The organism is Citrobacter sp. JGM124, assembly GCF_018257795.1.
Classification (GTDB): Bacteria; Pseudomonadota; Gammaproteobacteria; order Enterobacterales; family Enterobacteriaceae; genus JGM124.
This window is the reverse complement of record NZ_JAERJD010000011.1, coordinates 96,579-122,572: the sequence shown is the minus strand read 5'-3', so window position 1 is coordinate 122,572 and position 25,994 is coordinate 96,579. Positions and strand designations below refer to the sequence as shown.

At 45.1% G+C, this 25,994-nt stretch carries 17 protein-coding genes and 1 rRNA gene; 8 read left to right on the top strand and 10 right to left on the bottom strand.

Annotation, left to right across the window (positions count from 1 at the left end; genetic code table 11):
* Nucleotides 1–58: 58 nt before the first annotated feature.
* Nucleotides 59–171 (top strand): 5S ribosomal RNA (gene rrf / locus JK154_RS15650).
* A gap of 160 nt (nt 172–331) precedes the next feature.
* Here rrf and mobB read toward each other — a convergent pair.
* The gene (mobB, locus tag JK154_RS15645; RefSeq protein ID WP_211993491.1) at nt 332–844 is read right to left on the bottom strand and encodes a molybdopterin-guanine dinucleotide biosynthesis protein MobB; all 513 of its coding nucleotides are present in this window, start codon (nt 842–844) and stop codon (nt 332–334) included.
* A gap of 510 nt (nt 845–1,354) precedes the next feature.
* Nucleotides 1,355–1,945: a molybdenum cofactor guanylyltransferase MobA gene (mobA, locus tag JK154_RS15640; protein ID WP_211993490.1), complete on the bottom strand. Its 591-nt coding sequence runs from the start codon at nt 1,943–1,945 to the stop codon at nt 1,355–1,357.
* A gap of 74 nt (nt 1,946–2,019) precedes the next feature.
* Between mobA and JK154_RS15635 the strand changes: the two genes are divergently transcribed.
* The 3 genes from JK154_RS15635 (at nt 2,020) to dsbA (ending at nt 4,007) form a co-directional block, all read left to right on the top strand.
* The gene (locus tag JK154_RS15635) at nt 2,020–2,289 is read left to right on the top strand and encodes a YihD family protein (RefSeq protein ID WP_211993489.1); all 270 of its coding nucleotides are present in this window, start codon (nt 2,020–2,022) and stop codon (nt 2,287–2,289) included.
* 75 nt (nt 2,290–2,364) lie between these two features.
* On the top strand, nt 2,365–3,351 hold the full coding sequence (locus JK154_RS15630) for a serine/threonine protein kinase (RefSeq protein WP_211993488.1): 987 nt from the start codon (nt 2,365–2,367) through the stop codon (nt 3,349–3,351).
* Between the two features lie 32 nt (nt 3,352–3,383).
* Entirely contained in the window at nt 3,384–4,007 is a 624-nt protein-coding gene (gene dsbA / locus JK154_RS15625; protein WP_211993497.1) for a thiol:disulfide interchange protein DsbA, read from the top strand.
* A 112-nt stretch (nt 4,008–4,119) separates the two neighbouring features.
* On the opposite strand, the gene JK154_RS15620 is transcribed toward dsbA, so the two are convergent.
* Nucleotides 4,120–5,028 carry an acyltransferase gene (locus JK154_RS15620; protein WP_211993487.1) on the bottom strand — a complete coding sequence of 303 codons (909 nt, stop codon included), beginning with the start codon at nt 5,026–5,028 and terminating at the stop codon, nt 4,120–4,122.
* A 445-nt stretch (nt 5,029–5,473) separates the two neighbouring features.
* Between JK154_RS15620 and polA the strand changes: the two genes are divergently transcribed.
* A complete protein-coding gene (gene polA, locus JK154_RS15615; RefSeq protein WP_211993486.1) occupies nt 5,474–8,260 on the top strand; it encodes a DNA polymerase I in 2,787 nt (928 codons plus the stop codon).
* A 395-nt stretch (nt 8,261–8,655) separates the two neighbouring features.
* On the opposite strand, the gene yihA is transcribed toward polA, so the two are convergent.
* On the bottom strand, nt 8,656–9,294 hold the full coding sequence (gene yihA / locus JK154_RS15610) for a ribosome biogenesis GTP-binding protein YihA/YsxC (protein WP_211993485.1): 639 nt from the start codon (nt 9,292–9,294) through the stop codon (nt 8,656–8,658).
* Between the two features lie 581 nt (nt 9,295–9,875).
* Between yihA and yihI the strand changes: the two genes are divergently transcribed.
* Nucleotides 9,876–10,385: a Der GTPase-activating protein YihI gene (yihI, locus tag JK154_RS15605; RefSeq protein WP_211993484.1), complete on the top strand. Its 510-nt coding sequence runs from the start codon at nt 9,876–9,878 to the stop codon at nt 10,383–10,385.
* A gap of 181 nt (nt 10,386–10,566) precedes the next feature.
* Nucleotides 10,567–11,940: an oxygen-independent coproporphyrinogen III oxidase gene (hemN, locus tag JK154_RS15600; RefSeq protein WP_211993483.1), complete on the top strand. Its 1,374-nt coding sequence runs from the start codon at nt 10,567–10,569 to the stop codon at nt 11,938–11,940.
* A gap of 82 nt (nt 11,941–12,022) precedes the next feature.
* Here hemN and glnG read toward each other — a convergent pair whose 3' ends face one another.
* From glnG to glnA, 3 genes are all read right to left on the bottom strand, one after another.
* Nucleotides 12,023–13,435 (bottom strand): nitrogen regulation protein NR(I), encoded by a 1,413-nt coding sequence (glnG, locus tag JK154_RS15595; protein ID WP_211993482.1) that lies wholly within the window; start codon nt 13,433–13,435, stop codon nt 12,023–12,025.
* An 8-nt stretch (nt 13,436–13,443) separates the two neighbouring features.
* Nucleotides 13,444–14,496, bottom strand: a complete 1,053-nt coding sequence (gene glnL / locus JK154_RS15590) for a nitrogen regulation protein NR(II) (protein WP_211993481.1) — start codon at nt 14,494–14,496, stop codon at nt 13,444–13,446.
* Between the two features lie 133 nt (nt 14,497–14,629).
* Nucleotides 14,630–16,039: a glutamate--ammonia ligase gene (gene glnA / locus JK154_RS15585; RefSeq protein WP_211993480.1), complete on the bottom strand. Its 1,410-nt coding sequence runs from the start codon at nt 16,037–16,039 to the stop codon at nt 14,630–14,632.
* 377 nt (nt 16,040–16,416) lie between these two features.
* Here glnA and typA point away from each other — a divergent pair, with 377 nt between their 5' ends.
* Entirely contained in the window at nt 16,417–18,240 is a 1,824-nt protein-coding gene (gene typA / locus JK154_RS15580; protein ID WP_211993479.1) for a ribosome-dependent GTPase TypA, read from the top strand.
* A 250-nt stretch (nt 18,241–18,490) separates the two neighbouring features.
* Here typA and JK154_RS15575 read toward each other — a convergent pair whose 3' ends face one another.
* The 3 genes from JK154_RS15575 to JK154_RS15565 form a co-directional block, all read right to left on the bottom strand.
* Nucleotides 18,491–19,141 (bottom strand): response regulator transcription factor, encoded by a 651-nt coding sequence (locus tag JK154_RS15575; RefSeq protein ID WP_211993478.1) that lies wholly within the window; start codon nt 19,139–19,141, stop codon nt 18,491–18,493.
* The gene (locus JK154_RS15570; protein ID WP_211993477.1) at nt 19,138–22,344 is read right to left on the bottom strand and encodes a response regulator; all 3,207 of its coding nucleotides are present in this window, start codon (nt 22,342–22,344) and stop codon (nt 19,138–19,140) included. The genes JK154_RS15575 and JK154_RS15570 overlap by 4 nt, the downstream gene beginning before the upstream one ends.
* Nucleotides 22,345–22,587: 243 nt before the next feature.
* Nucleotides 22,588–25,410 carry an ATP-binding protein gene (locus JK154_RS15565; protein WP_211993476.1) on the bottom strand — a complete coding sequence of 941 codons (2,823 nt, stop codon included), beginning with the start codon at nt 25,408–25,410 and terminating at the stop codon, nt 22,588–22,590.
* Nucleotides 25,411–25,994: the final 584 nt, after the last annotated feature.

Below are 25,994 nucleotides of genomic sequence, written 5' to 3'. Positions count from 1 at the left end.
CAGTATGTGACTGACTGACCGGGCGCAGCCAGCGCGGTATCAGGTTAAAAGCCTGAGGAGGGGCGGCTGTAGCGTGGTGGTCCCACCGCCCCATGCCGAACCCGGAAGTAAAACGCCGTAGCGCCGGTGGTCGTGTGGGTCTCCCCATGCGAGAACAGGGAACTGCCAGGCATCAAATAAGCAAGAACCCCAGTCTGACGGCCGGGGTTTTTTGCGTTTATGGCGAAAAGAACGCCGCAGGACTCTGTTCCGGGGCAGCCTGGCATCAGACAAGCAGGAACCCTGGTCAAAAGAGCAGGTTTTTTTGCATTCTGAATATTGAAAAAACTGTCTATATTTGTTGCTGGCGCAACCATTCCATAATAAATAAGGCAATGGTAGCTGGAGAGTTAAGGGGGAGTTGTAGGAGATCAATCGGAAGCTGACAGTCACAAGCGATGGCTATCACTGAACTATCGATAACGACGTCACTAAAATTATGACCAGCTTGTTCGCGGAATAAGATGATTTTATCGATCTTTTCATTTTTAAATCCTTCAACAAGTACAATATCGATTGATGAACTGTCCATTCTCGATACCAGATAAGGGAGGGACAACGCATCATTTTCCGGGGTTTCAGTCATCAGTGCCCAGCGTTTGTTACTTGCCACAATCGTTTGGTGTGCCCCTGCCTTGCGTAGTTCGTAACTGTCTTTACCGGGTTTATCAACATCCATCTCATGATGTGTATGCTTAATCATCCCGGGCCTTATTCCATGAGCACAAAGAAGGGGGATTAGCTGTTTTAGTAGTGTCGTTTTTCCTGTACCACTAAAAGCGGTGATTCCCAGAGTCGGTATCATAATTTATCAGTAAGTGTAAGTTATTATGTTGAAGGGACGAATGAACATGACTCACCCGATCAGGCGGATCTGAACGATGAACAGCTTTTAGGTCAATCGTACTATCGAGTTAAATACTTCCAGACAGTTTTTAAGCCGGTATCCATATTTTTCATGGGTGTTAGCCAATATAGTAACATTCATTTTTTATCGTTATTGATTAATGGGCCAATAAGTGAACGTTGAGATGTTCGGGGTGCATTAAAATGAACGCATACCAAATTTATACGATAAGTGATTAAACTGCTCACTAATACGCAGTAGATATTGATAGATCCGGCGGCGGTAACCCTCTCTCCTGTGCATGCAAACATCCCACAACAAGTAACAGTCTCAGTGCTTCCTGAGTACTTACAGCGGAGTATGCCGAAAAAACATATTGAGTCTTATTCCCAGCATTCTGGTTGTACCAGAGTATTCGGTATCATTCATTATCCCTACCCTGATACATACAGCAACACTGAGTCTGCTTCATGGAGCCATTTTACGGTAGCAATACAGCTGATCGGGTGTATTAATATTCTTAAAGTGTTCAGGGAAAGGGAAAACAACAGCCTGGCCACCAGCCTGCCTCATAAAATGCAGAACACGCCTTTCCCCCCGGGTCAGGTAAGTTCGAAGCTGAATACGTAGACTATGATGTAATAAAGCAAGAGTAGGATGATCACGTTGCCCATCATTTACCCAAAAAACCAGCGCCTGACTATTATTGTGTGCTTCCCATAGACGGGCAAACAGATCCCCGGGAATATTTGGTGTATCACAAGGGCAAAAGAGAAACCATTCACTGTTCAGTGTTTCCATTGCGGCTAGCATGCCAGCAAGTGGGCCGGGATAGTCGGGTAAGGTATCGGACACAACGGGAGTATGGTATTGCTGATAGTGGGCAATGTTACGATTAGCGCTAATCGCTATATGAGGTACCTGCTTTTTTAATATATTAAAAACATAGGTAAAAATAGGCATTCCCTGCAATTTAACCAGCCCTTTATCAAGGCCATTCATTCGGCGGCCCTGCCCACCTGCCAAGATAACTGCTGTTATTATATTTTGATTTTTCATTATATAACCTTTTAAAATGTAAGTATAACGCAGCTAAACTGTCCCTTTTCCTGAATACCAATAGGACCATGAAAATGAAATGTAAACGCCTTAATGAGCTGCTGGAACTCCTGCAACCAGCATGGAGTAAAGAGCCTGATCTTAATCTGATACAATTCTTACAGAAACTGGCTCAGGAGTCAGGTTATAGTGGAGACCTCGCATCGTTGACAGATGATGTCTTGATCTATCAACTAAAAATGCGTGATTCAGATAAAGATGCCGTAATTCCCGGCATCAAAAAAGATTATGAAGAAGACTTTAAAACAGCGTTATTACGAGCCCGGGGTGTTATTAAAGAGTAAAACCTTGTAAGCCGGGGGCGTTAAACCGATTTAGAGTGTTATTCTCAACTATTCGTTTTTATCGTCGGTTACCGGATGAAAGATAGCTCTTTTAACTTCCAGACATTGCATCCCGATACCATCATGAATGCCCTTTTCGAGCAGGGTATCCGCGTGGATTCGGGACTCACAGCATTAAATAGTTTTGAGAATAGGGTATACCAATTTCAGGACGAAGATCGTAAGCGTTATGTGGTTAAATTTTATCGCCCATGCCGCTGGTCAGCGGCACAAATAGAAGAAGAGCATCATTTTGCTCAGGCACTACAGGAAGAAGACGTCCCTGTAGCGGCCCCTCTTCGCTTTGATGGTAAAACTCTGCTCCACTATCAAGGGTTTATGTTTGCCATCTTCCCCAGTCTCGGTGGACGTCAGTACGAAACAGATAATATTAACCAGATGGAATGGGTTGGTCGTTATCTGGGACGCATTCACCAAGTTGGTCGTCGAGCATTGTTTCAAGTTCGTCCCACTATTGGGCTGGATGAATACTTGTGGCAGCCTCGAGCATTATTTGAAGTTAACGACATGATACCCGCGTCGATTAAACCCGCATTTTTGAATGCTACTGATGCACTTATTGATGCAATCACACCGCACTGGCCTGATGATGTGGGGTCACTACGCCTGCATGGTGACTGTCACCCTGGCAATATCCTCTGGCGTGATGGTCCACTGTTTGTCGATCTTGATGATGCACGTAACGGGCCGGCTATTCAGGATCTCTGGATGCTGATTAATGGCGATAAGGCTGAACAGCGTATGCAGCTTGAAACCATCATTGAAGCCTATGAAGAGTTCTCAACATTTGATTCCCGGGAAATTGCTCTGATTGAGCCTTTGCGTGGTATGCGTATTGTTTATTATCTGGCGTGGCTAATGCGGCGTTGGGGTGATCCTGCATTTCCAAGAAACTTTCCTTGGCTGCTTGAAGACGATTTTTGGTCAAGACAAACGGCAGTATTTCTTGAGCAAGTTCAGGTTCTTCGTGAACCACCATTACAATTAGTGCCAATGTATTAACTGTGAAAATAAAATTCAGGAGAGATTTGATGATGAAGAAGATTTGGCTTGCACTTGCAGGGGTTATTTTGGCATTCAGTGCATCTGCTGCAGACATTACAGAGGGCAAGCAATATATCGCGCTGGACAAGCCCGTTGCAGGCGCACCGCAAGTACTGGAGTTTTTCTCTTTTTATTGCCCGCACTGCTATCAGTTTGAAAATGTTCTCCATGTTTCTGAAAATGTTAAGAAAAAATTGCCAGAAAATGTGAAGATGGTGAAGTACCATGTTGAATTCCTTGGACCTTTAGGCAAGGAGATCACACAGGCTTGGGCAGTAGCGATGGCTCTGGGTGTAGAAGATAAAATCACCACTCCGATGTTTGATGCTGTACAAAAAACACAGACAGTAAAAAATGTTTCAGATATTCGTCAGGTGTTTGTTGATGCTGGTATTCCTGGAGAAGAATATGATGCAGCCTGGAACAGTTTTGTGGTCAAATCGCTGGTTGCGCAGCAAGAAAAAGCGGCAGCAGACTTCCAGTTACGTGGCGTGCCGGCCATGTATGTTGACGGCAAATATATGCTGAATCCACAGGGAATGGATACCAGTAACCTGGATGTTTTCGTCCAACAGTATGCGAATACAGTAAGAGACTTGGTTGAGAAAAAATAACCAGGTAGCCGAATCATTCTGTATGAATTAACGCGGTGAATAGCATGATAAAGCCTGGGGGCGTAATAGCCACTCGGGCTTTTTTATTTTTAAGTCAAATTAATAACAGGGATTATAAATCAGGTTTTTTGTGAGTGTGGTATAGCTGTTCAAGCTGCAGATCTTTTTCGCTCCATAGCGCATTGAGCCACAACTGAAAATGACGTTTGAAATTTTTATCATTGAGATAATCTCCATGCAGATCATCAGCAATCGGGAGTAGTGAAATACGTACCGTGATGCGGGTCATTTGACCACTTAGCATATCGTAAAAAGGGGAATGGATATTTTCTGGATAACAGAGTGTGACATTGAGTAATTTATCAAACTGTCTTCCCAGTACATTAAGTGCCATGGCGATCCCCGCTGCTTTCGGTGCCAGGAGATGCTTAAATGGAGAATGCATCTGGCGATGTTTATCACGGGTAAAACGTGAACCTTCCACAAAATTAACAATGGTTGTTGGGTGTGAACGGAATTTCAGGCAAGAACGACGGGTGGTGTCAATATCCTTGCCACGACGCTCAGGATGACGCAATAAATAAGCGCGTGAATAGCGTTTCATGAAAGGCATTCCCAGCGCCCAGCAAGCCAGCCCCATGAACGGAACCCACGCTAACTGTTGTTTCAGAAAGTACTTATTCATCGGAATATGTTTGCGAAATAATACGCATAAAATAACAATATCAGCCCAGCTCCGATGGTTACAGATAAGCAGATACCAGTTCTCTTTACTGAGTCCATCAAGCCCCTGGATATCCCAGGTAAGATGTGGATTAAGTCGAAGTAACCAATCTAATCCCACACACCAGCAATACATCATCACTTCAGCAAAAGATGACATTGCACGAGAAACCACTGATATGGGAACAGTCAGCTTAATGAGTCCGGCAATAATAATAGGAATAGAGCAAGTGATAGTGACCAGAATGGTTAAGATAACACTTAATATCAGTATGAATGGTGAGAGTAGTCTCTGCATAAGTGGCTTTTTCAAAAAGTAGCAAGGTATGGGGCATAAGGATTGAACATCCCGCTTATTATATTTTAACAGAAAACGCGTAATTCGGGTTTTCTGATACAGAAATGATTTTATTTCCCCCTGTTATTGAAGATGTATTTTTCCATACCTGACAGAGATAAACTTTTATATCCACATTGATTCATTTATAGATTTCTGCTGTTGAATATAAAAAAATCACTGTAACAATATGAAAACAAACTGTTTTTTGTTTTTGTTATATGGTAACTATACAATGTAATCAATTAGATATAAAACTGTGCACAAAGTTATCCACAGGAGAGATCCTTGCTATGGATCCTGGGATGAAGAATTCTTTTTAGGATCGTGACGTCAAAAGCTCATGTTTTGGCTCAGGCTATGGCATCCTTTAGGCATAGACTAACCAGGCATGGAACGAAACATTATGGCCCAGACTGCGGATAACCCGCTCATTCTCGTGGATGGCTCTTCATATCTTTATCGGGCATATCATGCCTTTCCCCCATTAACGAACAGCCGAGGAGAACCTACCGGTGCCATGTATGGCGTCTTAAATATGCTGCGTAGCCTGATTATGCAGTACCAGCCGACGCACGTTGCCGTGGTGTTTGATGCTAAAGGTAAAACGTTCCGTGATGATCTGTTTGAGCACTATAAATCACATCGTCCCCCGATGCCGGATGATTTACGAGCGCAAATTGAACCACTCCATGAAATGGTCAAAGCAATGGGGCTGCCATTATTAGCTGTTCCAGGCGTTGAGGCTGATGATGTCATTGGTACTTTAGCCCAGGAAGCTGAACGTGCGGGACGTTCAGTGCTTATCAGTACGGGTGACAAAGACATGGCTCAGTTGGTTACGCCAGCGATTACCCTGATTAACACGATGACGAATACGATACTGGGGCCAGAAGAGGTTGTGGCTAAGTATGGTGTCCCGCCCGCGCTGATTATCGATTTCCTGGCACTGATGGGGGACTCCTCAGATAACATCCCTGGTGTGCCTGGCGTGGGTGAAAAAACCGCGCAGGCTCTATTACAGGGGCTGGGAGGGCTGGATACGCTCTATGCCAACCCGGAAAAAATTGCTGAACTCACCTTCCGTGGAGCGAAAACCATGGCAGGGAAGCTTGAGCAAAACAAAGAGGTCGCTTACCTCTCTTACCAGCTGGCAACCATTAAAACTGATGTTGAACTTGAGCTAACCTGTGACCAACTTAATATCCAGCCATTAGCGGTGGAACGTCTTCATGAACTGTTTAGCCAGTATGAATTTAAGCGCTGGATAGCTGATGTTGAAGCAGGAAAATGGTTACAAATGAAAGGAAGTAAACCCGCACCGATTGCATCCGGTGGGAGTCAGCATGACGCAACAGAAGAAGAGCCGGCAGCCGTACTTTCCTATGAAAACTATGTCACTATTCTGGACGAAGACGTTTTGTTGGAATGGGTAGAACGCCTTAATCAATCAGCTCTTTTTGCATTCGATACTGAAACCGATAGTCTCGACAACCTGAATGCTAACCTGGTTGGGCTGTCCTTCTCTACTGAGCCGGGTGTTGCTTGTTATATTCCGGTGGCACATGACTACCTTGATGCACCGAAACAGTTATCTCGTGAACGCGTTCTTGAGCTACTGAAGCCCCTGCTGGAAGATGAGCAAAAGCTAAAAGTGGGCCAAAATCTGAAATACGATCGTGGTGTGATGCTTAACTATGGCATTGAACTGCAAGGTATCGCGTTTGATACCATGCTCGAGTCCTATATCCTGGATAGCGTTTCAGGGCGCCATGATATGGATAGCCTTGCCACACGCTGGCTAAAACATACCACTATCTCTTTTGAAGAGATTGCCGGTAAAGGTAAGAAACAACTGACTTTCAATCAAATTGATCTTGAAACTGCCGGGCGTTATGCCGCTGAAGACGCGGATGTGACACTACAGCTACACTTAAAAATGTGGCCACGTCTGGAAAAAGAAGCGGGACCACTCGCTATTTTTAACGAGATTGAAATGCCACTGGTGCCAGTATTGTCTCGTATCGAGCGAGGTGGGGTGAAAATTGATCCTGCCATTTTACATGCTCACTCGGAGCAATTAACAGCACGGCTTGCCGAGCTTGAACTTAACGCTCATGAGTTAGCAGGCGAAGCCTTTAATCTCTCCTCACCAAAACAATTACAGACGATTTTGTTTGAAAAACAGGGCATTAAACCACTTAAAAAGACACCTGGTGGTGCGCCATCCACTTCGGAAGAAGTTCTGGAAGAGCTTGCTCTGGATTACCCTTTACCGAAGGTCATCCTTGAGTACCGTGGTCTGGCGAAGCTTAAGTCGACCTATACTGACAAGCTGCCACTGATGATTAACACGAAAACAGGGCGCGTTCATACGTCTTACCATCAGGCTGTAACCGCGACTGGTCGTTTGTCATCCAGCGACCCGAACTTGCAAAATATTCCGGTACGTAATGAAGAAGGGCGGCGTATCAGGCAAGCGTTTATTGCGCCTGAGGATTGCCTGATAGTCTCTGCGGACTACTCACAGATTGAGTTACGCATCATGGCGCATCTTTCTCAAGATAAAGGGTTGTTAAGTGCTTTTGCTGAGGGTAAAGATATTCACCGCGCTACAGCAGCAGAGGTATTTGGTGTTCCACTGGACAGTGTGACGTCTGAACAACGGCGCAGTGCTAAAGCGATTAACTTTGGCCTGATTTATGGGATGAGCGCTTTTGGTTTGTCACGTCAGCTCAATATTCCCCGTCATGAATCGCAAAAATACATGGATCTCTACTTTGAACGCTATCCTGGCGTGCTTGAATATATGCAACGTACTCGGGCCCAGGCCAAAGATCAGGGTTATGTAGAAACTCTCGACGGGCGTCGTTTGTATCTGCCAGAAATTAATGCCAGTAATGGGGCCAGACGTGCGGGTGCAGAGCGTGCAGCCATCAATGCTCCGATGCAGGGAACGGCTGCGGATATTATTAAACGTGCCATGATTGCGGTAGATGCCTGGCTTGTGCAGGAAAAACCACGGGTTAAAATGATCATGCAAGTTCATGATGAACTGGTATTTGAAGTTCACCAGGATGATATTGCAGTGGTTTCGCAGAAAATTCACGAGCTGATGGAAAACAGCATGAAGCTTGATGTACCTTTGCTGGTGGAAATCGGTAGTGGCAAAAACTGGGATGAAGCCCACTAAGCTTCAATTTTGACTCTCTTTTTTTGCAACTAATCAACACCAGTAATCGTATTTTGTGATGGCAGTAAAATAACGAAATGCAAAAACTGTAAAAAAACCACAAAAAATGCTTTTTCAGGCGAAAAAAAAAGAGTAGAGTTATTGGCGTAGGGTACAGAGGTAAGATGTTCTATCTTTCAGACCTTTTACTTCACGTAATCGGATTTGGCTGAATAGTTTAGCCGCCCCAGTCAGAAATGGCTGGGGCGTTTTTTATGCGTTAAAGAAAATAATTCCAGCGCATGTCGGGTTGAATATATCTTATAAATTAGCGTGTTATATTTATTTTCGTTGCCTGAAAACCGCCATTGTAGCGGTTCCCGGGGCGATATTTTTTTACTCGCATGTGGCACAAATTATTCAGTATCGGCTTCTGCAGCTTCAACGATCGGTTCGATATCGTTATACCAGGTATCCAGCTTGTGGCGTAGCTTATCAACACCGAGTTTTTTCAGTGAAGAGAAGGCTTCAACCTGAATATCACCATTAAATGCCAGAACTTCTTCACGAACTTTATTGAGCTGGGCTTTACGTGCCCCAGAGGCCAGTTTGTCGGCTTTAGTCAGTAATACCATCACGGAAAGATTACTCTGCACTGCCCAGTTAATCATTTGCTGATCGAGGTCTTTCAGTGGATGGCGGATATCCATGAGGATGACTAAACCCTGGAGGCATTGCCGTTTCTGCAAGTATTCCCCCAAAGCGCGCTGCCATTTGAGCTTCATCTCTTCTGGTACTTCAGCGTAACCATAGCCAGGTAGATCAACCAGGCGTTTACCTTCAACGACTTCAAATAAGTTAATCAGCTGGGTACGGCCAGGCGTTTTACTGGTGCGAGCCAGACTTTTTTGATTCGTCAGTGTATTGAGCGCACTTGATTTTCCGGCATTAGAACGACCCGCGAAAGCAACTTCAATACCCGTATCAGAAGGAAGATGGCGAATATCCGGCGCACTGAGTACGAACGTAGTCTGTTGATAATTCCAATTTTTCAAAACGGTTGTCTCTTGGTCAGGATAAGCAATTGTTGTGATTATACCTGAATGAGCAGAAAACACGGCGTTTCTCATCAATACAATAAAACTTCTAAAAAGTGGATTGGATTTGTGAGATATTTGCCATTGTTGGTGAGAGATATTGAGGTGAAATAAGTAATCATTATGAAATGTTTATTATTAATTTCATAATGTTATACATAATCATAATTTTTTTGACTTTTCATGTCATTCTTAGGTCATTGTTTATAAAAAGAATACTGATAGAGTAAACGGCACTGGCACGGTAGCCAAAATGGATTATCACTTAAAGCATCGGTTCAGGAGCGTCATGGAGACGGCGAACTTCATACGCCAGGAGGCATGGCTTTAAGAATTAAATGGAAACGGAAGACGACATTGACGTTGTTAGTAAAGGATTAGACAGGGTTTGTCATAAATGTACATGGATTGTGGTGCTCTTATGGCCCTGAGTAAAGAAAAAAGGCGACAGATTATACTGTCGCCTTTTTTCTTTGCTTGCTTTCTGCTAGATTCCGCCGCAATTCTATACTGAATGAAACCATGTAAGAAAACTCATTATGAAGCAGAAAAATTCAGCACCACAAGGCAAGAAACCCGCGAAAATCCGTCGTAAGTCTCGCGAAGAGTTAGAAAACGAAGCTCGTGACCGTAAACGTCAGAAAAAACACCGTGGTAATGCGGCAGGAAGCCGTACGGCTAATAAAGGTGTGGGGCAAGGTTCACAGGGTGGCAATACCAATAACGATCCACGTATCGGGAGTAAAACACCCATTCAGCTCGGCGTGGTGAGTGAGCCAGTTTCACGCCCCGCCAAAGTTAAAGTGGAGAAGCAAGCCCCTCTGACCCCTGAAGCTGAACTGATGTTGCTGGAAAACGATGACCGTCTGGATGCATTACTGGAGCGTCTGGAAGAGGGCGAAACACTGAGCAAGTCTGAACAGGATTGGGTTGATGCCACTCTGGATCGTATTGATACCCTGATGGAACAGCTGGGCATCACATATGAAGATGACGAGGAAGAAGAAGAAAAAAGTGACGATTTAATGCGTCTTTTGAAGGGTAACTGACGATTAACCCCGCCACATTATTTGTTCTTATCATCATCATTCCCCTGCTGTGTTATCTGGCAGGGTTATTCGTTAAACTACGGCGGTTGTCACGCTTGAAACGCGCATTGCAGCGTAAATCCTGGTTGCGATGTGGCAGAACCACACCCGCGTTTAAGCGACATCATCGGAAGGAGTGATTATGTCTGAGCAGTTAATTGACTGGGATTTGGCTCTGATCCAGAAATACAATTATTCAGGGCCACGCTATACCTCTTATCCTACCGCGCTTGAGTTTTCTCAAGCTTTTGGTGAGGCGAATTTTCTAAAAGCCGTTGCCCGTTACCCGGAGCGGCCGCTTTCTCTCTACATTCATATTCCATTTTGTCATAAGCTTTGTTACTTCTGCGGTTGCAATAAAATTGTTACTCGTCAGCAGCATAAAGCGGATCAGTATCTCGATGCTCTGGAGCAGGAAATTATCCATCGAGCACCATTATTTGCCGGGCGTCATGTCAGCCAAATGCACTGGGGCGGCGGGACACCGACCTACCTTAATAAAGCTCAAATTAGCCGGCTGGTGGGGTTATTAAAGCAGCATTTTCAGTTCAATGATGATGCCGAGTTGTCTATTGAGGTTGATCCGCGTGAAATTGAACTTGATGTGCTTGATCATCTGCGTCAGGAAGGGTTCAATCGTCTGAGTATGGGGGTTCAGGACTTCAATAAAGAAGTTCAGCGACTGGTTAATCGTGAGCAAGATGAAGCATTTATTTTTGCACTTATCAAACGAGCCCGGGATCTGGGATTCACTTCAACCAATATTGACCTTATCTACGGTTTACCAAAACAGACGCCAGAGAGTTTTGCCTTCACGCTAAAGCGAGTCGTGGAGCTGAACCCACATCGTTTGAGTGTTTTCAATTATGCACATTTACCGGAATTGTTTGCAGCCCAGCGCAAAATTAAAGAGACCGATCTGCCCACGGCTCAACAACGGCTGGATATTCTGCAGGAAACCATCAGCTCGCTGACCGGGGCGGGTTATCAGTTTATTGGTATGGATCACTTTGCACGCCCGGACAATGAACTGGCTGTAGCTCAACGCAAAGGCCAGCTGCACCGTAATTTCCAGGGCTACACGACTCAGGGAGATAGCGATTTGTTGGGAATGGGGGTTTCCGCCATCAGTATGATTGGGGATTGCTATGCCCAGAACCAGAAAGTGTTAAAACTTTATTACCAGCAGATCGATGAGCAGGGTAGTGCTCTCTGGCGCGGTTTGGCTTTAACCCCAGATGATTGTATTCGTCGGGACGTGATTAAAGCCCTGATTTGTAACTTTCAGCTAAATTTTGCTGATATTGAACGCGAGTGGTCCATCAACGTGATGGACTATTTTGCTGAAGATTTACAGCTACTGGCCCCGCTGGTTAATGATGGGCTGGTTACTCTGAATGAGAAAGGGATTACAGTGACGGGGAAAGGTCGTTTGCTGATCCGTAATATCTGTATGTGCTTTGATATCTATTTGCGCCGTAAAGCACGCTTACAGCAATTTTCCCGGGTTATCTGAGCAATCCCCCGGTTAACCAGCGATTAGTGGTTACCGGGGGGCAGAGAGGTTTACAGGCTATTCGATGGTATGGCTAACTCAGTTATTCCATTCCCAACTCTTTCAGCTTACGAGTCAGTGTGTTTCTTCCCCAGCCTAACAGGCGCGCAGCTTCCTGCTTGTGGCCCTGGGTATGTCGTAATGCTGTTGTGAGCAGCACGCGTTCCATTTCAGGAAGTGCATCTGCTAACAGATTCTGATGACCGGATCGTAAGGCTTTGTCCGCCCACTGGCTTAGGAGCAGCGCCCAGTTATCAGGATCAATCTGCGACGTACCATTTTCGGTAATGGTGGTTTCAAATAATTCCGTTGGCAGATCCTGAATTAATACTTCTTGCCCGGCTGCCATTACGGTCAGCCAGCGACAGATATTTTCCAGCTGACGTACGTTTCCAGGCCATGCCAGGCGTGTTAATGCGTTATCCGTCTCAGGGTGCAGCTGTTTTGCCTCCACACCTAATTCACGTGCCGCAACTTGCAAGAAATGTCGTGTCAGACGAGGTATATCCTCCCGACGTTCGCGCAGGGGGGGTAAGTGAATGCGAATGACGTTAAGACGGTGGAATAAATCCTCACGGAACTTCCCCTCCTGTACCCGTAATTCGAGATTCTGGTGCGTGGCGGCAATAATACGGACATCCACTTTCACCGGGGCATAGCCACCAACCCGATAGAATTGCCCGTCAGCCAGTACACGCAGCAGCCTGGTCTGAACATCCAGTGGCATGTCACCGATTTCATCAAGAAATAGTGTCCCACCATCCGCTTGTTCAAAACGCCCCTGACGAATCTGATTCGCACCAGTAAAAGCCCCTTTTTCGTGCCCAAATAGCTCGGACTCAATCAAGTCTTTAGGGATTGCCGCCATATTCAGAGCAATAAACGGGGATTTTACCCGTGGGCTATGACGATGCAGGGCATGGGCAACCAGCTCCTTACCGGTTCCGGACTCACCATTAATCAAGACACTGATTGAAGAGCGTGACAGGCGACCAATAATGCGGAACACATCCTGCATCGCGGGTGCCTCACCAATGATATCGGTTGTCGGGCCATTTACCTGAATATGACGAGGTTGCTGTTGTTCCTGGTAGTGGCTGATCGCGCGTTCAACCAGTGCCACTGCTTCATCAATATCAAAAGGTTTCGGGAGATAGTCAAAAGCCCCTTGTTGATAGGCACTGACTGCCGCATCCAAATCTGAGTGTGCCGTCATGATGATAACCGGGAGCATTGGGTGGCGTTGCTTAATCTGTTGCAACAAGGCCAAACCATCAATGCCGGGCATACGGATATCAGAGATCAAAACATCCGGGGTTTTGGTGGCAAGGGCTTCTAATACTTCATTGCCATTTTCAAAGGCGATACAACTTAACCCACTACCGGTTAATGCACGTTCAAGTACCCAGCGGATGGAGCTATCGTCGTCAACAACCCACACTATGCCTCGTTGCATATAGACCTCTACTTCCGAATAGGCAGGTAAACCGAAAACTCGGTATGACCTGGCCAGCTGTTGAATTCAATTTTCCCTGAATGTTGATCGATAAGATTACGGGCAATCGACAGACCTAGCCCGCTTCCCCCTTCTCTTCCACTCACCATCGGGTAGAACAGTGTGTCTTGCAGGTGGGCGGCGATGCCTGGCCCGTTATCTTCAATATCTATTCTCGCGAGTAAGCGATAACGTACACCATGAAGGGTTAACTGGAATGCTGTACGGGTACGGAGAATAATTTCTCCCCCTTCAGTTCCCAGAGCCTGTAGCGCATTTCTCACAATATTCAGTAAGATTTGCTCCATTTGGTCAGGATCGTGAATAAACTCAGGCAGGCTGGGGTCATAATCACGAATCAGCTGCACATTAGACGGCAATTCTAGTGATACCAGCTTTACAACACGTTCAGCTACTTTATGAATGCTCTCGTTAACATGCGTCCCGGGTAACTGTGGGCCTAACAGGCGATCAACCAGATTTCTTAGTCTGTCAGCTTGTTCAATAATGACGTTAGTGTATTCATGGAGCGAAGGGTCTGGCAGTGCTTTGCTCAGTAATTGAGCTGCACCCCGTAACCCGCCCAGCGGGTTTTTAATCTCATGCGCCAGCCCACGAACTAAATCACGCGCAGCAAGCTGTTGGGCATGCTGAATTTGTTCCTGACTTAAACGACGCTGATTATCCATCGGGGCCATTTCTATCAGAATGTAGCCTTCCATGATCCTTTGAGCTGTCAACGACAAAACGTGAGAGCGCCCATCGATAACCAGTGTGACTTCGTTATCGGTGAAGCCCTGGCCATCCTGTAAGCTTTCTTTCATGACGTCTGTATTCAGTGAAAAATAGCCCAGCAAGTTAGGTAGTGGTGTTCCGTCGTAGAGTTTACGGGCACTCTGGGCCAGCAACTGCTGGGCCGCGGGATTGGCATAATGTACTGCCAGGTCGTCGTCAACCAACAGTACGCTGTTGATCAAGTAATTCAGGATCTGCCCAGCATCGGGCAGGGTGCCAGTTGCCATACAGCCGTCTCCTTGCACTATTTTAGTGCATTATAGTGGTCTGAGGCGAAAAAGCATCGCTGTAACAATATATTTGTGGAGAAAAAAGCCCATCCGGAGATGGGCCAAATATTCCACGGCAAAAAAACAACAATTAAACGCTGTAGTACAATTCAAACTCTACCGGGTGCGGCGTCATACGCACGCGATCATTTTCTGAAATACGCAGGGCGATATAAGCATCGATAGCATCATTGGTGAATACACCACCTGCAGTCAGGAACTCACGATCTTCGTTCAGTGCATTCAGTGCTTCTTCTAATGAACCTGCAACCTGTGGGATCTCTTTTGCTTCTTCTGGCGGTAAGTCATAGAGGTTTTTGTCCATCGCTTCACCCGGATGGATTTTATTCTTAATACCGTCAAGGCCAGCCATCAACAAGGCGGCAAAACACAGGTATGGGTTTGCTGCTGGGTCAGGGAAACGCACTTCGATACGACGAGCTTTCGGTGACGTTACTACAGGGATACGAATAGATGCTGAACGGTTACGGGCAGAATAAGCCAGCATAACCGGAGCTTCGTATCCTGGAACCAGACGTTTATAGGAGTTAGTCGTCGGGTTAGTCAGCGCATTCAGTGCCTTAGCATGTTTGATGATACCGCCGATGTAGTATAAGGCTTGCTCTGACAGACCCGCATACTTGTCACCCGCAAACAGGTTAACACCATTTTTAGACAGGGACATATGGCAGTGCATACCAGAGCCGTTATCACCAAACATAGGTTTTGGCATAAAGGTAGCGGTTTTACCAAAAGCGTGAGCGACGTTATGAACCACATATTTGTAGATCTGAATTTCGTCTGCTTTCTTGGTCATGGAGTTGAAACGTGTTGCTACTTCGTTTTGACCCGCCGTTGCCACTTCATGGTGGTGAGCTTCAACGACCAGCCCCATTTGTTCCATGGTCAGACACATTGCAGAACGCAGATCCTGAGATGAGTCTACTGGTGGGACAGGGAAGTATCCCCCTTTAACTGCTGGACGGTGACCTTTGTTACCACCTTCGTATTTAGTTCCGGTATTCCATGCGCCTTCGATATCGTCGATAGCAACATGAGAGCCGGAAATAGAGCTACCAAAACGGATGTCGTCAAACAGGAAGAACTCTGGTTCTGGTCCAAACAGTACGGTGTCTGCAATACCACTGGCACGCAGATAATCTTCAGCACGTTTGGAGATCGAACGAGGGTCACGATCGTAGCCTTGCAGGGTACCTGGTTCCAGGATATCGCAACGGATAATCAGTGTAGAATCTTCGAAGAACGGGTCGATAACAGCAGTGGACGCATCTGGCATCAATACCATGTCTGATTCGTTGATGCCTTTCCAGCCACCAATCGAGGAGCCGTCAAACATTTTGCCTTCTTCAAAGAAGTCTGCATTTACTTGGTGAGCCGGAATAGTGATGTGCTGCTCTTTACCTTTGGTATCGGTAAAACGCAAATCAACAAATTTCACTTCATGCTCATCCAGCATAGTCAATACGTGTTCAGCGGACATACTTAAACTCTCCAGGATTGGTTCATTTCGTTTGGTAACGAGGTAATCAAACACTTTTCATATGGCGTTTAGCCTACACTCTTTTTTAAAGCGAAATCTGTGCCAACTTTTAAATTTCCCTAAAAAGGCGCTATTATGCAGACCAACGTGCAAAGGGCCGTATCAGAATCGATAATTTGCACCAGTATAGTGCTTTGCTGTGAAACAGAGGCACTATATTGGTGCAAATTACGTTGTAGCGTCCTTTTTCAGCTTCGTGAAAACGATCACAAACCCTTACTTCTCATGTTGTTTGTAAAGGTTCTTTGTGATCCTGTTCTGTCCTTCGATTAATACGTGTACAATAACGCGCTATTTCTAATGCCTGAGGCAAATCTGTGATCGAAAATTTGCGTAATATCGCCATCATCGCGCACGTTGACCATGGTAAAACTACTTTGGTTGACAAGTTGTTACAACAATCCGGTACTTTCAGCGAACGTGCTGAAGCCGCCGAACGTGTGATGGACTCCAATGACCTGGAGAAAGAGCGTGGGATTACCATCCTCGCTAAAAATACTGCTATCAACTGGAATGGCTATCGTATCAATATCGTTGATACCCCAGGACACGCCGATTTCGGTGGTGAAGTTGAACGCGTAATGTCTATGGTTGACTCTGTATTGCTGGTTGTTGATGCAATGGATGGTCCTATGCCACAAACGCGTTTCGTCACCAAGAAAGCGTTTGACCATGGTTTAAAACCTATCGTTGTTATCAATAAAGTTGACCGTCCAGGCGCTCGTCCTGACTGGGTAGTTGACCAAGTATTTGATCTGTTCGTTAACCTTGACGCCACAGACGACCAGCTTGATTTCCCAATCATTTATGCATCAGCACTGAATGGGATCGCTGGTAACGACCATAGTGATATGGCGGCTGATATGACCCCGCTGTATCAGGCGATTATCGACCATGTTCCAGCACCCAGTGTTGATGTTGATGGTCCATTCCAGATGCAGATCTCTCAGCTGGATTACAACAACTACGTAGGTGTTATCGGTATTGGTCGTATCAAGCGCGGTAAGGTTAAACCTAACCAGCAGATCACCATTATTGATAGCGAAGGTAAAACACGTAACGGTAAAGTGGGTAAAGTACTGGGCCACCTTGGTCTGGAGCGTATTGAGGCCACCGAAGCTGAAGCGGGCGATATTATCGCAATTACCGGTCTGGGCGAACTGAACATCTCTGACACACTGTGTGATACGCAGAATGTTGAAGCTCTGCCTGCACTGTCAGTTGATGAACCGACGGTCAGCATGTTCTTTAACGTCAATACCTCTCCGTTCTGCGGTAAAGAGGGTAAATATGTTACCTCTCGTCAGATCCTTGATCGCCTGAACAAAGAGTTGGTACACAACGTAGCTCTGCGCGTTGAAGAGACTGAAGATGCTGATGCGTTCCGTGTTTCTGGTCGTGGTGAGCTGCACTTGTCTGTTCTTATCGAAAACATGCGTCGTGAAGGCTTCGAGCTGGCAGTATCCCGCCCGAAAGTTATCAACCGTATGATTGACGGCCGTATGCAAGAGCCGTTCGAAAACGTGACGCTGGATATCGAAGAACAGCATCAGGGCTCTATCATGCAAGCCATGGGTGAGCGTAAAGGCGACGTTAAGGATATGATCCCTGACGGCAAAGGTCGTATTCGTCTTGATTACCTGATCCCTGCACGTGGTTTGATTGGCTTCCGTACTGAGTTCATGACGATGACATCAGGTACCGGTTTGCTTTATTCTACTTTCAGTCACTACGATGATGTTCGTCCTGGTGATATTGGTCAGCGTCAGAATGGCGTGTTGATCTCTAATGGTCAGGGTAAAGCCGTTGCCTTCGCACTGTTTAGCTTACAAGATCGTGGTAAATTGTTCCTCGGTCATGGTGCTGAAGTTTATGAAGGGCAAATTATTGGTATCCATAGTCGTTCTAATGACCTGACAGTAAACTGCCTGACGGGTAAAAAACTGACTAACATGCGTGCATCAGGTACGGATGAAGCGACTACCCTGGTTCCGGCCATCAAAATGTCTCTGGAGCAGGCTCTGGAATTCATCGATGATGACGAACTGGTAGAAGTGACACCGATTTCTGTTCGTATTCGTAAACGTCACCTGACCGAAAACGATCGTAAACGCGCTTCACGCGGCAGCAAAGACGTATAATTCGTCCTGTTGTGAAACTGCACCTTAACCGTTAGATTCTAACGTAGTCGGGTGCCGTTATTCGATGGTTATTCCCACCCTGTGAGCGTCACGCTGACAGGGTGTTTTTCTTTGGTAATTATAATGCAATACCGGGATTTTACTGGAGCCAGGCCAGGAAGCAGAGTAAGGCATGGTTTGTGATGTGAGTAATACGCTATGGTATTTACTCACATCCCTTCAATTACCAGAAAAATATATTAATAACGGGTTAATCAAATATATTGTTATCAACACAGAATCGTATTAGATCCTGGTTTGACTCCACATTTAATTTATTCATTGCAGAGTTCTTCTGTAAACTTACCGTTTTTGTGCTGCGGTTAAGTTTTTCGGCTATCTGGGTGATTGACTCTCCTGCAATAAAATAACGCAGGACTTCATATTCACGAGGCGATAATTTATTAACTCTGTCCTGTAAGGACATTTCATTTTTATCTCGACGTGTGTTTTTTGTAAATGAAGGCGGATAGTATTTATTATTATTACTTACGATACGCAGTGCTGCTTGTACTTCACTGAGTGGATCTTGCTTAAAGATAACACCCGCGACACCTGCATCATACAAAGCAGAAACAATCATTGGGTTTGAGATCATCGTCAATACCAACAGTTTCATACCAGGAAAAGAACGCAATAAAAAGTCGACGAACTTAAGACCATCCTGATAAGTATCATCCCTTGGCATATTATAATCTGTTATAACAATATCAGGCTTATTCTCACGCAGGTAAGAGATCAAGTCTGTTGATATAGAAAACGTTTTTTCGACACGAACATTGGGTATTTGATCCAGAAAATCTTTCATTCCGGCCAAGACAACTTGGTGATCATCCAGAAGAACTATACGTAGCATTTTCATAGTGTTGTTCCTGATATCGATTCTGTTTCAATGTTTGTTAACAACAGGTGAATTTCGTGCTCTATCTCAACAACATCAGCCAAAATAATCTCATCTAATCCCAAAAGACGCATGTTGTGTTCAACCATTTCGATTCGTGATGATAGATCGATCTGTTTCGCCAACACTAAGGCGCCGCGCATGCGATGCAGGGTCATGTCTATCATATCGGCATTTTTCTGCATGATTCCATCATGTAATTTATGCCAGTCTTCCCACATGGTTTGCAAAAATATATCGCGGTGTCTGTGAAGGACATCAGGCTCTAAATGAGAATGATATTCTACGTTACCCTGAACGTTAATTTGGTCCGGAGAAGCGTGCTGGCTTAATAGCTCTGCCAGTTTACGCAATTTTATCGGTTTCACCAGCCATGCGTTCATCCCGGCTTCAAAGCAACGTTGCTCTTCATCACGCATAGCGTTTGCTGTTACGCCAATAATAGGTTGAGTAACCCCCTCAGATCTGAGTTTACGGGACAGTTCATAACCATTAAGGTAGGGCATATTTACATCGGTCAATATAATGTCATATGGACTGATGTCCCACAGTGCCAGTGCTTCTTCACCATTATCCGCAACGTCCACTTCACATTCTAACTGTTTGAGTTGCTCCCGTAGCGTAATCTGATTAAGCGGATTATCCTCGGCTATCAGGATTCGTAACTTAAAGCGTGGCAGTAACGTTTCGTTAGAAGGAACGATTGATATGTTGTGTATTAGTTGGTTAATTCCAAATCCAATACTGTTAATACGATAAGCATCAATACTGGATGTACTGGTCTCTCCTGAAAGTGAAAGCCCTATATATTGCCCATGCCAGTCAGCCGGTGCATTTGACGGGCCTCGTGTTATTTCCACAAAAATAGCAGAATTATCCATTGGTACTGACGCTTCGCCAACGGGGTAAGCTTGTGCACCCCAGAATTTCAGCCAGTCACAAATATTGGTGGTCAGTTCAGGATGTGGTGTTCGTACCAAAATGGTCGCGTTGGTGAGGTCTAAGGCCGGTTCTGGTGTATCGGGAGCGATATCAAGATCCAGTTCAAAAAAGAATATGCTCCCCATCATTGATTCACTCTGGATCTGAATTTTTGTGTTCATTAACTCAGCGAGATGTGCGCATATTGATAACCCCAATCCGGTACCGCCGGCGGTATTACGTTCAGTGTTAGTAATATAAAAGGGTGTAAAAAGTTTAGCCTGTTTGGCAAGGCTGATACCAATACCGCTATCACATATTTCTATCCGTAGACGGGTTTTTGCGGATGATCGCGTTATCTGGCTAAGACGTATAATCACGTGACCAGAATCAGTAAACTTAATAGCATTACTGATGAGATTACTCAGAATCTGACGTATTCTCGCCGGGTCGCCCACTACCCTTTTCGGTATATCGGTAGACACAAGAGAAAATAACAATAACCCTTTGTTATTCGCCATGCCGGCATAGGTTCCAGTTACATTTTGAACTAACTCCATCAGGCTGAATGGCGTCATATCCAGCTGAAGCTGACCGGCTTCAATTTTACTGAAATCCAGAATATCACTGATGATTTTTTGCAGCATCAGGGAAGCATCTTCAATGCGATTAAAGTATTGACGCTGCTGGTCATCCAGTGCCGTTAAAGAAAGTAGCTCCATAGTACCCAGCACTCCATATAATGGCGTGCGGATCTCATGACTCATGGTTGCCAGAAACGTGGATTTTGCTTCGTTAGCTTCATCTGCGGCTTCTCTTGCATTGGTCAGATTGCGTTCTATTTCGGCATAAGAGCTGACATCAGTAAAAGCACACAGGGTAATATTTTGTTGCAGGTAACGTGTCGGGGCGTAAGCAACATAGAGTGTGCGCTGATCATTAATCTCAAGCTGTTCAATCGTGCCGTCTTCTACAGCATATTGCACCTTACTCAGCAGTTGTCTCATTGCATCAGAGTCTGGTAGCTGCTGTTCGATATCTGCACCCAGCCACTCAAGTGCGAGATCATTGGCAAAGATGACACGACCATCATCGCGAGCGATGAGACAGAGTGCGATAGGTGCGGTCTGCAGCAGCGTCCGGTTAAATGCATCGCTTTCGAGTATTTCATGCTGCGCCTTCTGTGCCGGTAAAAGCACCCGGAGGTTATACCAGCGCATATAAAGAAGACAGGCAGCAATACTGAACAGTAATAGAAAGATGGTGGTTGATAATAACCAGATATTATCGATAAAAAAGCTGGAGTAACTTATCCGATAAACACCAGTCCAGTTCCCTGTTTTATCAGTAACTTTCAGTACTAACCCATCCAGGGTGTAATGCAGCCCTGGTTCTTCTTCCGGCAGCTCCCCTTCTCCAATTAACAATCCGTGTTTTTGATGTGTTAGCCAGGAGCTTTCTCGATACTGTAACCAGAATAGGTATTTAGGGGCGGGATGTATATCCTCCGTCAGGGTATCCGGTTGTGAACGATTCATTAACGTTGCCGCGTAAATACAGCTGTGCTGGCGGGAAGAACTGTCCAGAATTCGAGGGGATAAGCCAGCGGGAATAAAGCCAACAAGTCGTTTGGGTAGCGTTGTTGTGCTGAACCAGACGACATCATCACCTCCCTCAGAAAGCTGGCAATCTTTGGGAGACTTTTCTGGTATTCTTTTACGCAATTCCCCAATAATGCCTTGGTAGGCAGGCATGGTGATCGGGTCAATACCCGTGTTTGTATTCACGGCGGGTATGCTGATACTGACGTCATCTTCTTTATTAAAAAAGAAAACAGTTGAAGCCGGATAAGTGGAGGAGGCCCAGAATGAAGAGTAAAAATCAGACAGGTAGCTACCGAGCATAGACAGCGTATTTTGTGGGCCAAAACACTGAGTTTGTGTTTCGCAAATCAGCGAAAATGGGAGCGTTACCGTCGATTCTTGTGCCTCGAACAGCTGATTTTCTCCACTCAGTGGCGCGGTAACCTTATGAAAAATTTCTGTGCGCTGAAAAGGCAATTTCACCAGTTTTTCGTTTTTATCCCTCAATTGCTTCAGGAAACTTTCCTGTTCATCGATGTAGTCAACGAGTGTTAAAAAATCCAGTGTGAATCGACGTTGTTCCTGTTCAATCGCACGATGGATCCCCCAGTACATCCCCACTGATAACAGGATGCCGACTGGTATTAATATGAAAAACATCCAATGTTGCCAGCGTGTGCTGTAAGTAATTGTAGTAAATGGCGTTTTTGTCATGAACAGTAGACACCTATTTCGTGGATGAATCTGCTGAGTATAATGGACGTGTATTGATAGTGGGGAGCATATTAACAATTTGGGTGCGAGCCGGCCTGGAAAATTAACGGCATAGCTTGTTTCCATCTCTTCATGTAAACACGTCGGTAAGAAAAAAAACGTCCCGTCTAATGGGACGATCGCCAAGTATCAGCTCTTGCTTTTAAGGATCTTTCGTAAAACAGATCGCAACTGAATTAACGACAAAGGTTTATGCAGCATACTATCCATGCCCGCCTTAAGCCCCAGGTTTCTCTCTTTCTGATAAGCGTTACCCGTAAGGCCGATAATTCTTCCTTTATATCCTTGTTCACGGAGTGCAGTAGTGACCTCGAGCCCATTCATATCAGGCATATATAAGTCTGTCATTACGGCATCAAAAGCATAAAGAGAAAAGATTTTCATTGCCTCAAGGCCGTTCGTCGCCTGTACCACATTACATCCAAATAGCTCCAGCTGCTCACATAAAATAGTCCGACTCACTGGGCTGTCATCAATGATCAATACACACAAATCAAAGCGCTCTGTGATGACAGTAAAAGCGGATGTCTCTGAGGGTACGGATGCTCTCTGTTGTTGCATCGCTTGCACGCTATGCCCTATCTCAACAATGCTATAGGCACCGGTTATGACAGCATTATGCTGACTGTTTTGTTCATGGCATAACGAGGGGGGCAAGGCAATAATCAGCCTGCCTGGCCAGTTTATTGTATTCTGTGACGGTGGCCAGGTCTGAATCATGATTCCCCGTGTTTTATCCCCTTGTGCTTTATGGCGCAGAGGGAAAGCCTGTGCGCCCCAATGACGTAACCATTCACATGTATTATTGACTATCTCAGGGATTGCGCCATCAACGTAGATAGGTTCCGGCAGGAGATAGGGCTGGGGTGTTGCATGGGCATCTCTGGCAATGGGCAGATTCGCTTCGAAAGTAAACTGGCTACCGAGTCCTTGCTGACTGACGACGTGCAGCGCCCCTCCCATTGCCTGTGTCAGGCGGGAACAAATGGATAACCCAAGCCCGGAGCCTGGAATCGATTCTGTAAGATTATTTGTTGAGCGAAAGTAAGGCTCGAAGAGATGGAGCAGATGCTCAGAGTTTATCCCCATACCGGTATCAACAATCTTAATGATAAGCCTGACGGTATCATCATCTTGTTGTTCAACACTAAGTCTCAATACCACATGGCCATAGTGTGTGAATTTGATCGCGTTATTAACCAGATTATCCAGTATCTGACGTATCCGCATTGTATCCCCCAGTAATAAATGCGGGAGGTTAACATCAGAGATAGCATAGAGTTGCAGGCCTTTGTTTTCTGCCTTAGCGGCATAAGTTGACACCACCAGTTCAGCGAGCTCCATAGGGGAAAATGGGGCTATTGTCAGCCTGAGTTGACCCGCTTCAATACTCGACAGGTCAAGGCTATCGTCAACGATGCGTAGTAAACTCGAGGAGGATTGTAATAATGTCTTCAAGTACTCTTTCTGTTGTCTGCTTAATTGACTGAGTGCGAAGAGCTCAAGCGTCCCGAGAATGCCATAGAGTGGGGTACGAATTTCATGGCTCATTGTTGTGAGGAATAGTGTCTTCGCTTGGTTTGCGGACTCAGCCATACTTTTGGCTTCTACAAGAGAGTGCTCAATATCTTTTAACCTGGAAATATCATTGAGCACGCAGAGTATGGCGATATCTCCACCCCAGGATGTTGCTGTGTAACTGAGCTGTATTGTTCTGCCATCGTGCAATGTGAGTTCATGCGAGACGGGGGGATAGTTGACGACTGAAATACGCGAATACCACTCCGTGTCACTCTGTACCCAGCTCTGGGCCAGTTCATTGCAAAACAGTAACTTTGCGTCTTTTATGCGTACCAGCACCAGCCCTACAGAGACTGTCTCGACGAGTTTACGATTCAGTGCTTCACTGTCGGTTAGTGCTGAATACTGGATAATTGCCGGTTTGAGTACTCTACGGGACAGATATAGAATACTTAGCACAACAAATATAATAAGAGTCACTGTTATAACTGTTACGACAAGAAAGAATAATAAGTGTTTTTTAATCAATTGCGGAACAGGCAAAGAGTACACAAGGCTCCAGTCACCGCGACCGACAGATTTACGCAATACCAGATACTCCGGAAGGAATGTATCTCCGGTGAGACCGAAAGTATCGGTAATGAAACGACCAACCCAATAGTCATGAGACGCTGAGATATCACTGTGTAATACTGAGCGACCTTGAGGGTCGACAAGATCGTAATTTCCCATGTTGAGAGTAGAGAGCGCGATATTGAGTGCCACATTATTAATCTTGATACCTAACCAGCCTGAAGCCGGGTTATTGATATCGACCGGAGTATAAAGGTAAAGCCGCTTTTCTTTATCTTCAATAGTATTAAACCATGAGATAAATAAAGAACCCTCTTCCTTTTCTGGCCATTTCTGATTAGACAAAAATGTCGCTATTTGATTTTCACTTTCAGCAGATAGCTGTGAAGCTTTTTCAGGATCAGGTGTCAGGATGGTTGTTTTTCCCGTTTCACTGGATGTATAGACAAGTTGTAGTTTATTTCGAGTGATTTCAGCTCTGTCTTTTTGGGTCATGATAATGCCGTACTTTGGCTCGTATTTATCTTCACCGAGCGGATAGACAGACACATCCGGCGCTACATCAGGAATCAATGGTGTGAATATATCAACATTCATGGGCAGACTTATGATTGCATCAGTCAGCGCTTTCAGCCCAGCTTCACGATCATCAAAAAAATCTTGTGCATTATAGGCTGCAGCATTCATCTGACGGCGATAATCCGAAATGGTATTGTTTACGTAGTAGTAAATGTAAAAAAAAGAGGTGGCAATGATAATGCACGACAGTGAAATAGCAAACAGAAGCAATAACGTATTGGATAGCTGAGGCGCCTGATAAGAAGACCCCTGAAGGGGGATGTTTTTTGTTTTTGACATAAAATTAATATACGGATTATCTTGTTATCCATATTCTCTGAGTTAAGTTGATGCTCTGTTTAGCCAGTCGTGTTAATACTTTCGTCGCAATCGGTATATTTACGTTTTATAGAATGATCGTGTTAAAACTTTTACGGTATTTTACGAGAGCACCAGAGGGTGTTCTTCATATAGATATAGGGTCCGGAAGGATGCTGACACAATACCGATGTATTTTATTCATAACGATGTATGTCATTTGATGTGGTTACCGGACTTGTCACAGACTATGATCATTAAAAAACACCTTTGTTTTATATATATCAATTAATTGACGGCTGTTTGAGATAGCTTTAAATCGCTGTGTCAATGGTTTGCTGGGACAGCGGGGTAATTATTATCCTTTTCATATAGTTATACGTCATGATTTTTTTATTAGTTTCATCGTTTCCATCCATACTTTTTGATGCAGTGCTTCATCGCCTGAAGCGAGGAGCAACATTTTTCCGATGGTTGCAACAGCCATGGCCTTCTGATACTGGTATCGCCACGTAAGTGTTGGGTTGACATTGAAGCGATGTAAATGGGCGATACTGGATACAGGT

What these genes read in the sequence shown, in the direction of transcription:
- mobB (WP_211993491.1), bottom strand. Translation starts at nt 844, where the DNA reads ATGATACCGACTCTGGGAATCACCGCTTTTAGTGGTACAGGAAAAACG.
- mobA (WP_211993490.1), bottom strand. Translation starts at nt 1,945, where the DNA reads ATGAAAAATCAAAATATAATAACAGCAGTTATCTTGGCAGGTGGGCAG.
- JK154_RS15635 (WP_211993489.1), top strand. Translation starts at nt 2,020, where the DNA reads ATGAAATGTAAACGCCTTAATGAGCTGCTGGAACTCCTGCAACCAGCA.
- JK154_RS15630 (WP_211993488.1), top strand. Translation starts at nt 2,365, where the DNA reads ATGAAAGATAGCTCTTTTAACTTCCAGACATTGCATCCCGATACCATC.
- dsbA (WP_211993497.1), top strand. Translation starts at nt 3,384, where the DNA reads ATGAAGAAGATTTGGCTTGCACTTGCAGGGGTTATTTTGGCATTCAGT.
- JK154_RS15620 (WP_211993487.1), bottom strand. Translation starts at nt 5,028, where the DNA reads ATGCAGAGACTACTCTCACCATTCATACTGATATTAAGTGTTATCTTA.
- polA (WP_211993486.1), top strand. Translation starts at nt 5,474, where the DNA reads ATGGCCCAGACTGCGGATAACCCGCTCATTCTCGTGGATGGCTCTTCA.
- yihI (WP_211993484.1), top strand. Translation starts at nt 9,876, where the DNA reads ATGAAGCAGAAAAATTCAGCACCACAAGGCAAGAAACCCGCGAAAATC.
- hemN (WP_211993483.1), top strand. Translation starts at nt 10,567, where the DNA reads ATGTCTGAGCAGTTAATTGACTGGGATTTGGCTCTGATCCAGAAATAC.
- glnG (WP_211993482.1), bottom strand. Translation starts at nt 13,435, where the DNA reads ATGCAACGAGGCATAGTGTGGGTTGTTGACGACGATAGCTCCATCCGC.
- glnL (WP_211993481.1), bottom strand. Translation starts at nt 14,496, where the DNA reads ATGGCAACTGGCACCCTGCCCGATGCTGGGCAGATCCTGAATTACTTG.
- glnA (WP_211993480.1), bottom strand. Translation starts at nt 16,039, where the DNA reads ATGTCCGCTGAACACGTATTGACTATGCTGGATGAGCATGAAGTGAAA.
- JK154_RS15575 (WP_211993478.1), bottom strand. Translation starts at nt 19,141, where the DNA reads ATGAAAATGCTACGTATAGTTCTTCTGGATGATCACCAAGTTGTCTTG.
- JK154_RS15570 (WP_211993477.1), bottom strand. Translation starts at nt 22,344, where the DNA reads ATGTTTTTCATATTAATACCAGTCGGCATCCTGTTATCAGTGGGGATG.
- JK154_RS15565 (WP_211993476.1), bottom strand. Translation starts at nt 25,410, where the DNA reads ATGTCAAAAACAAAAAACATCCCCCTTCAGGGGTCTTCTTATCAGGCG.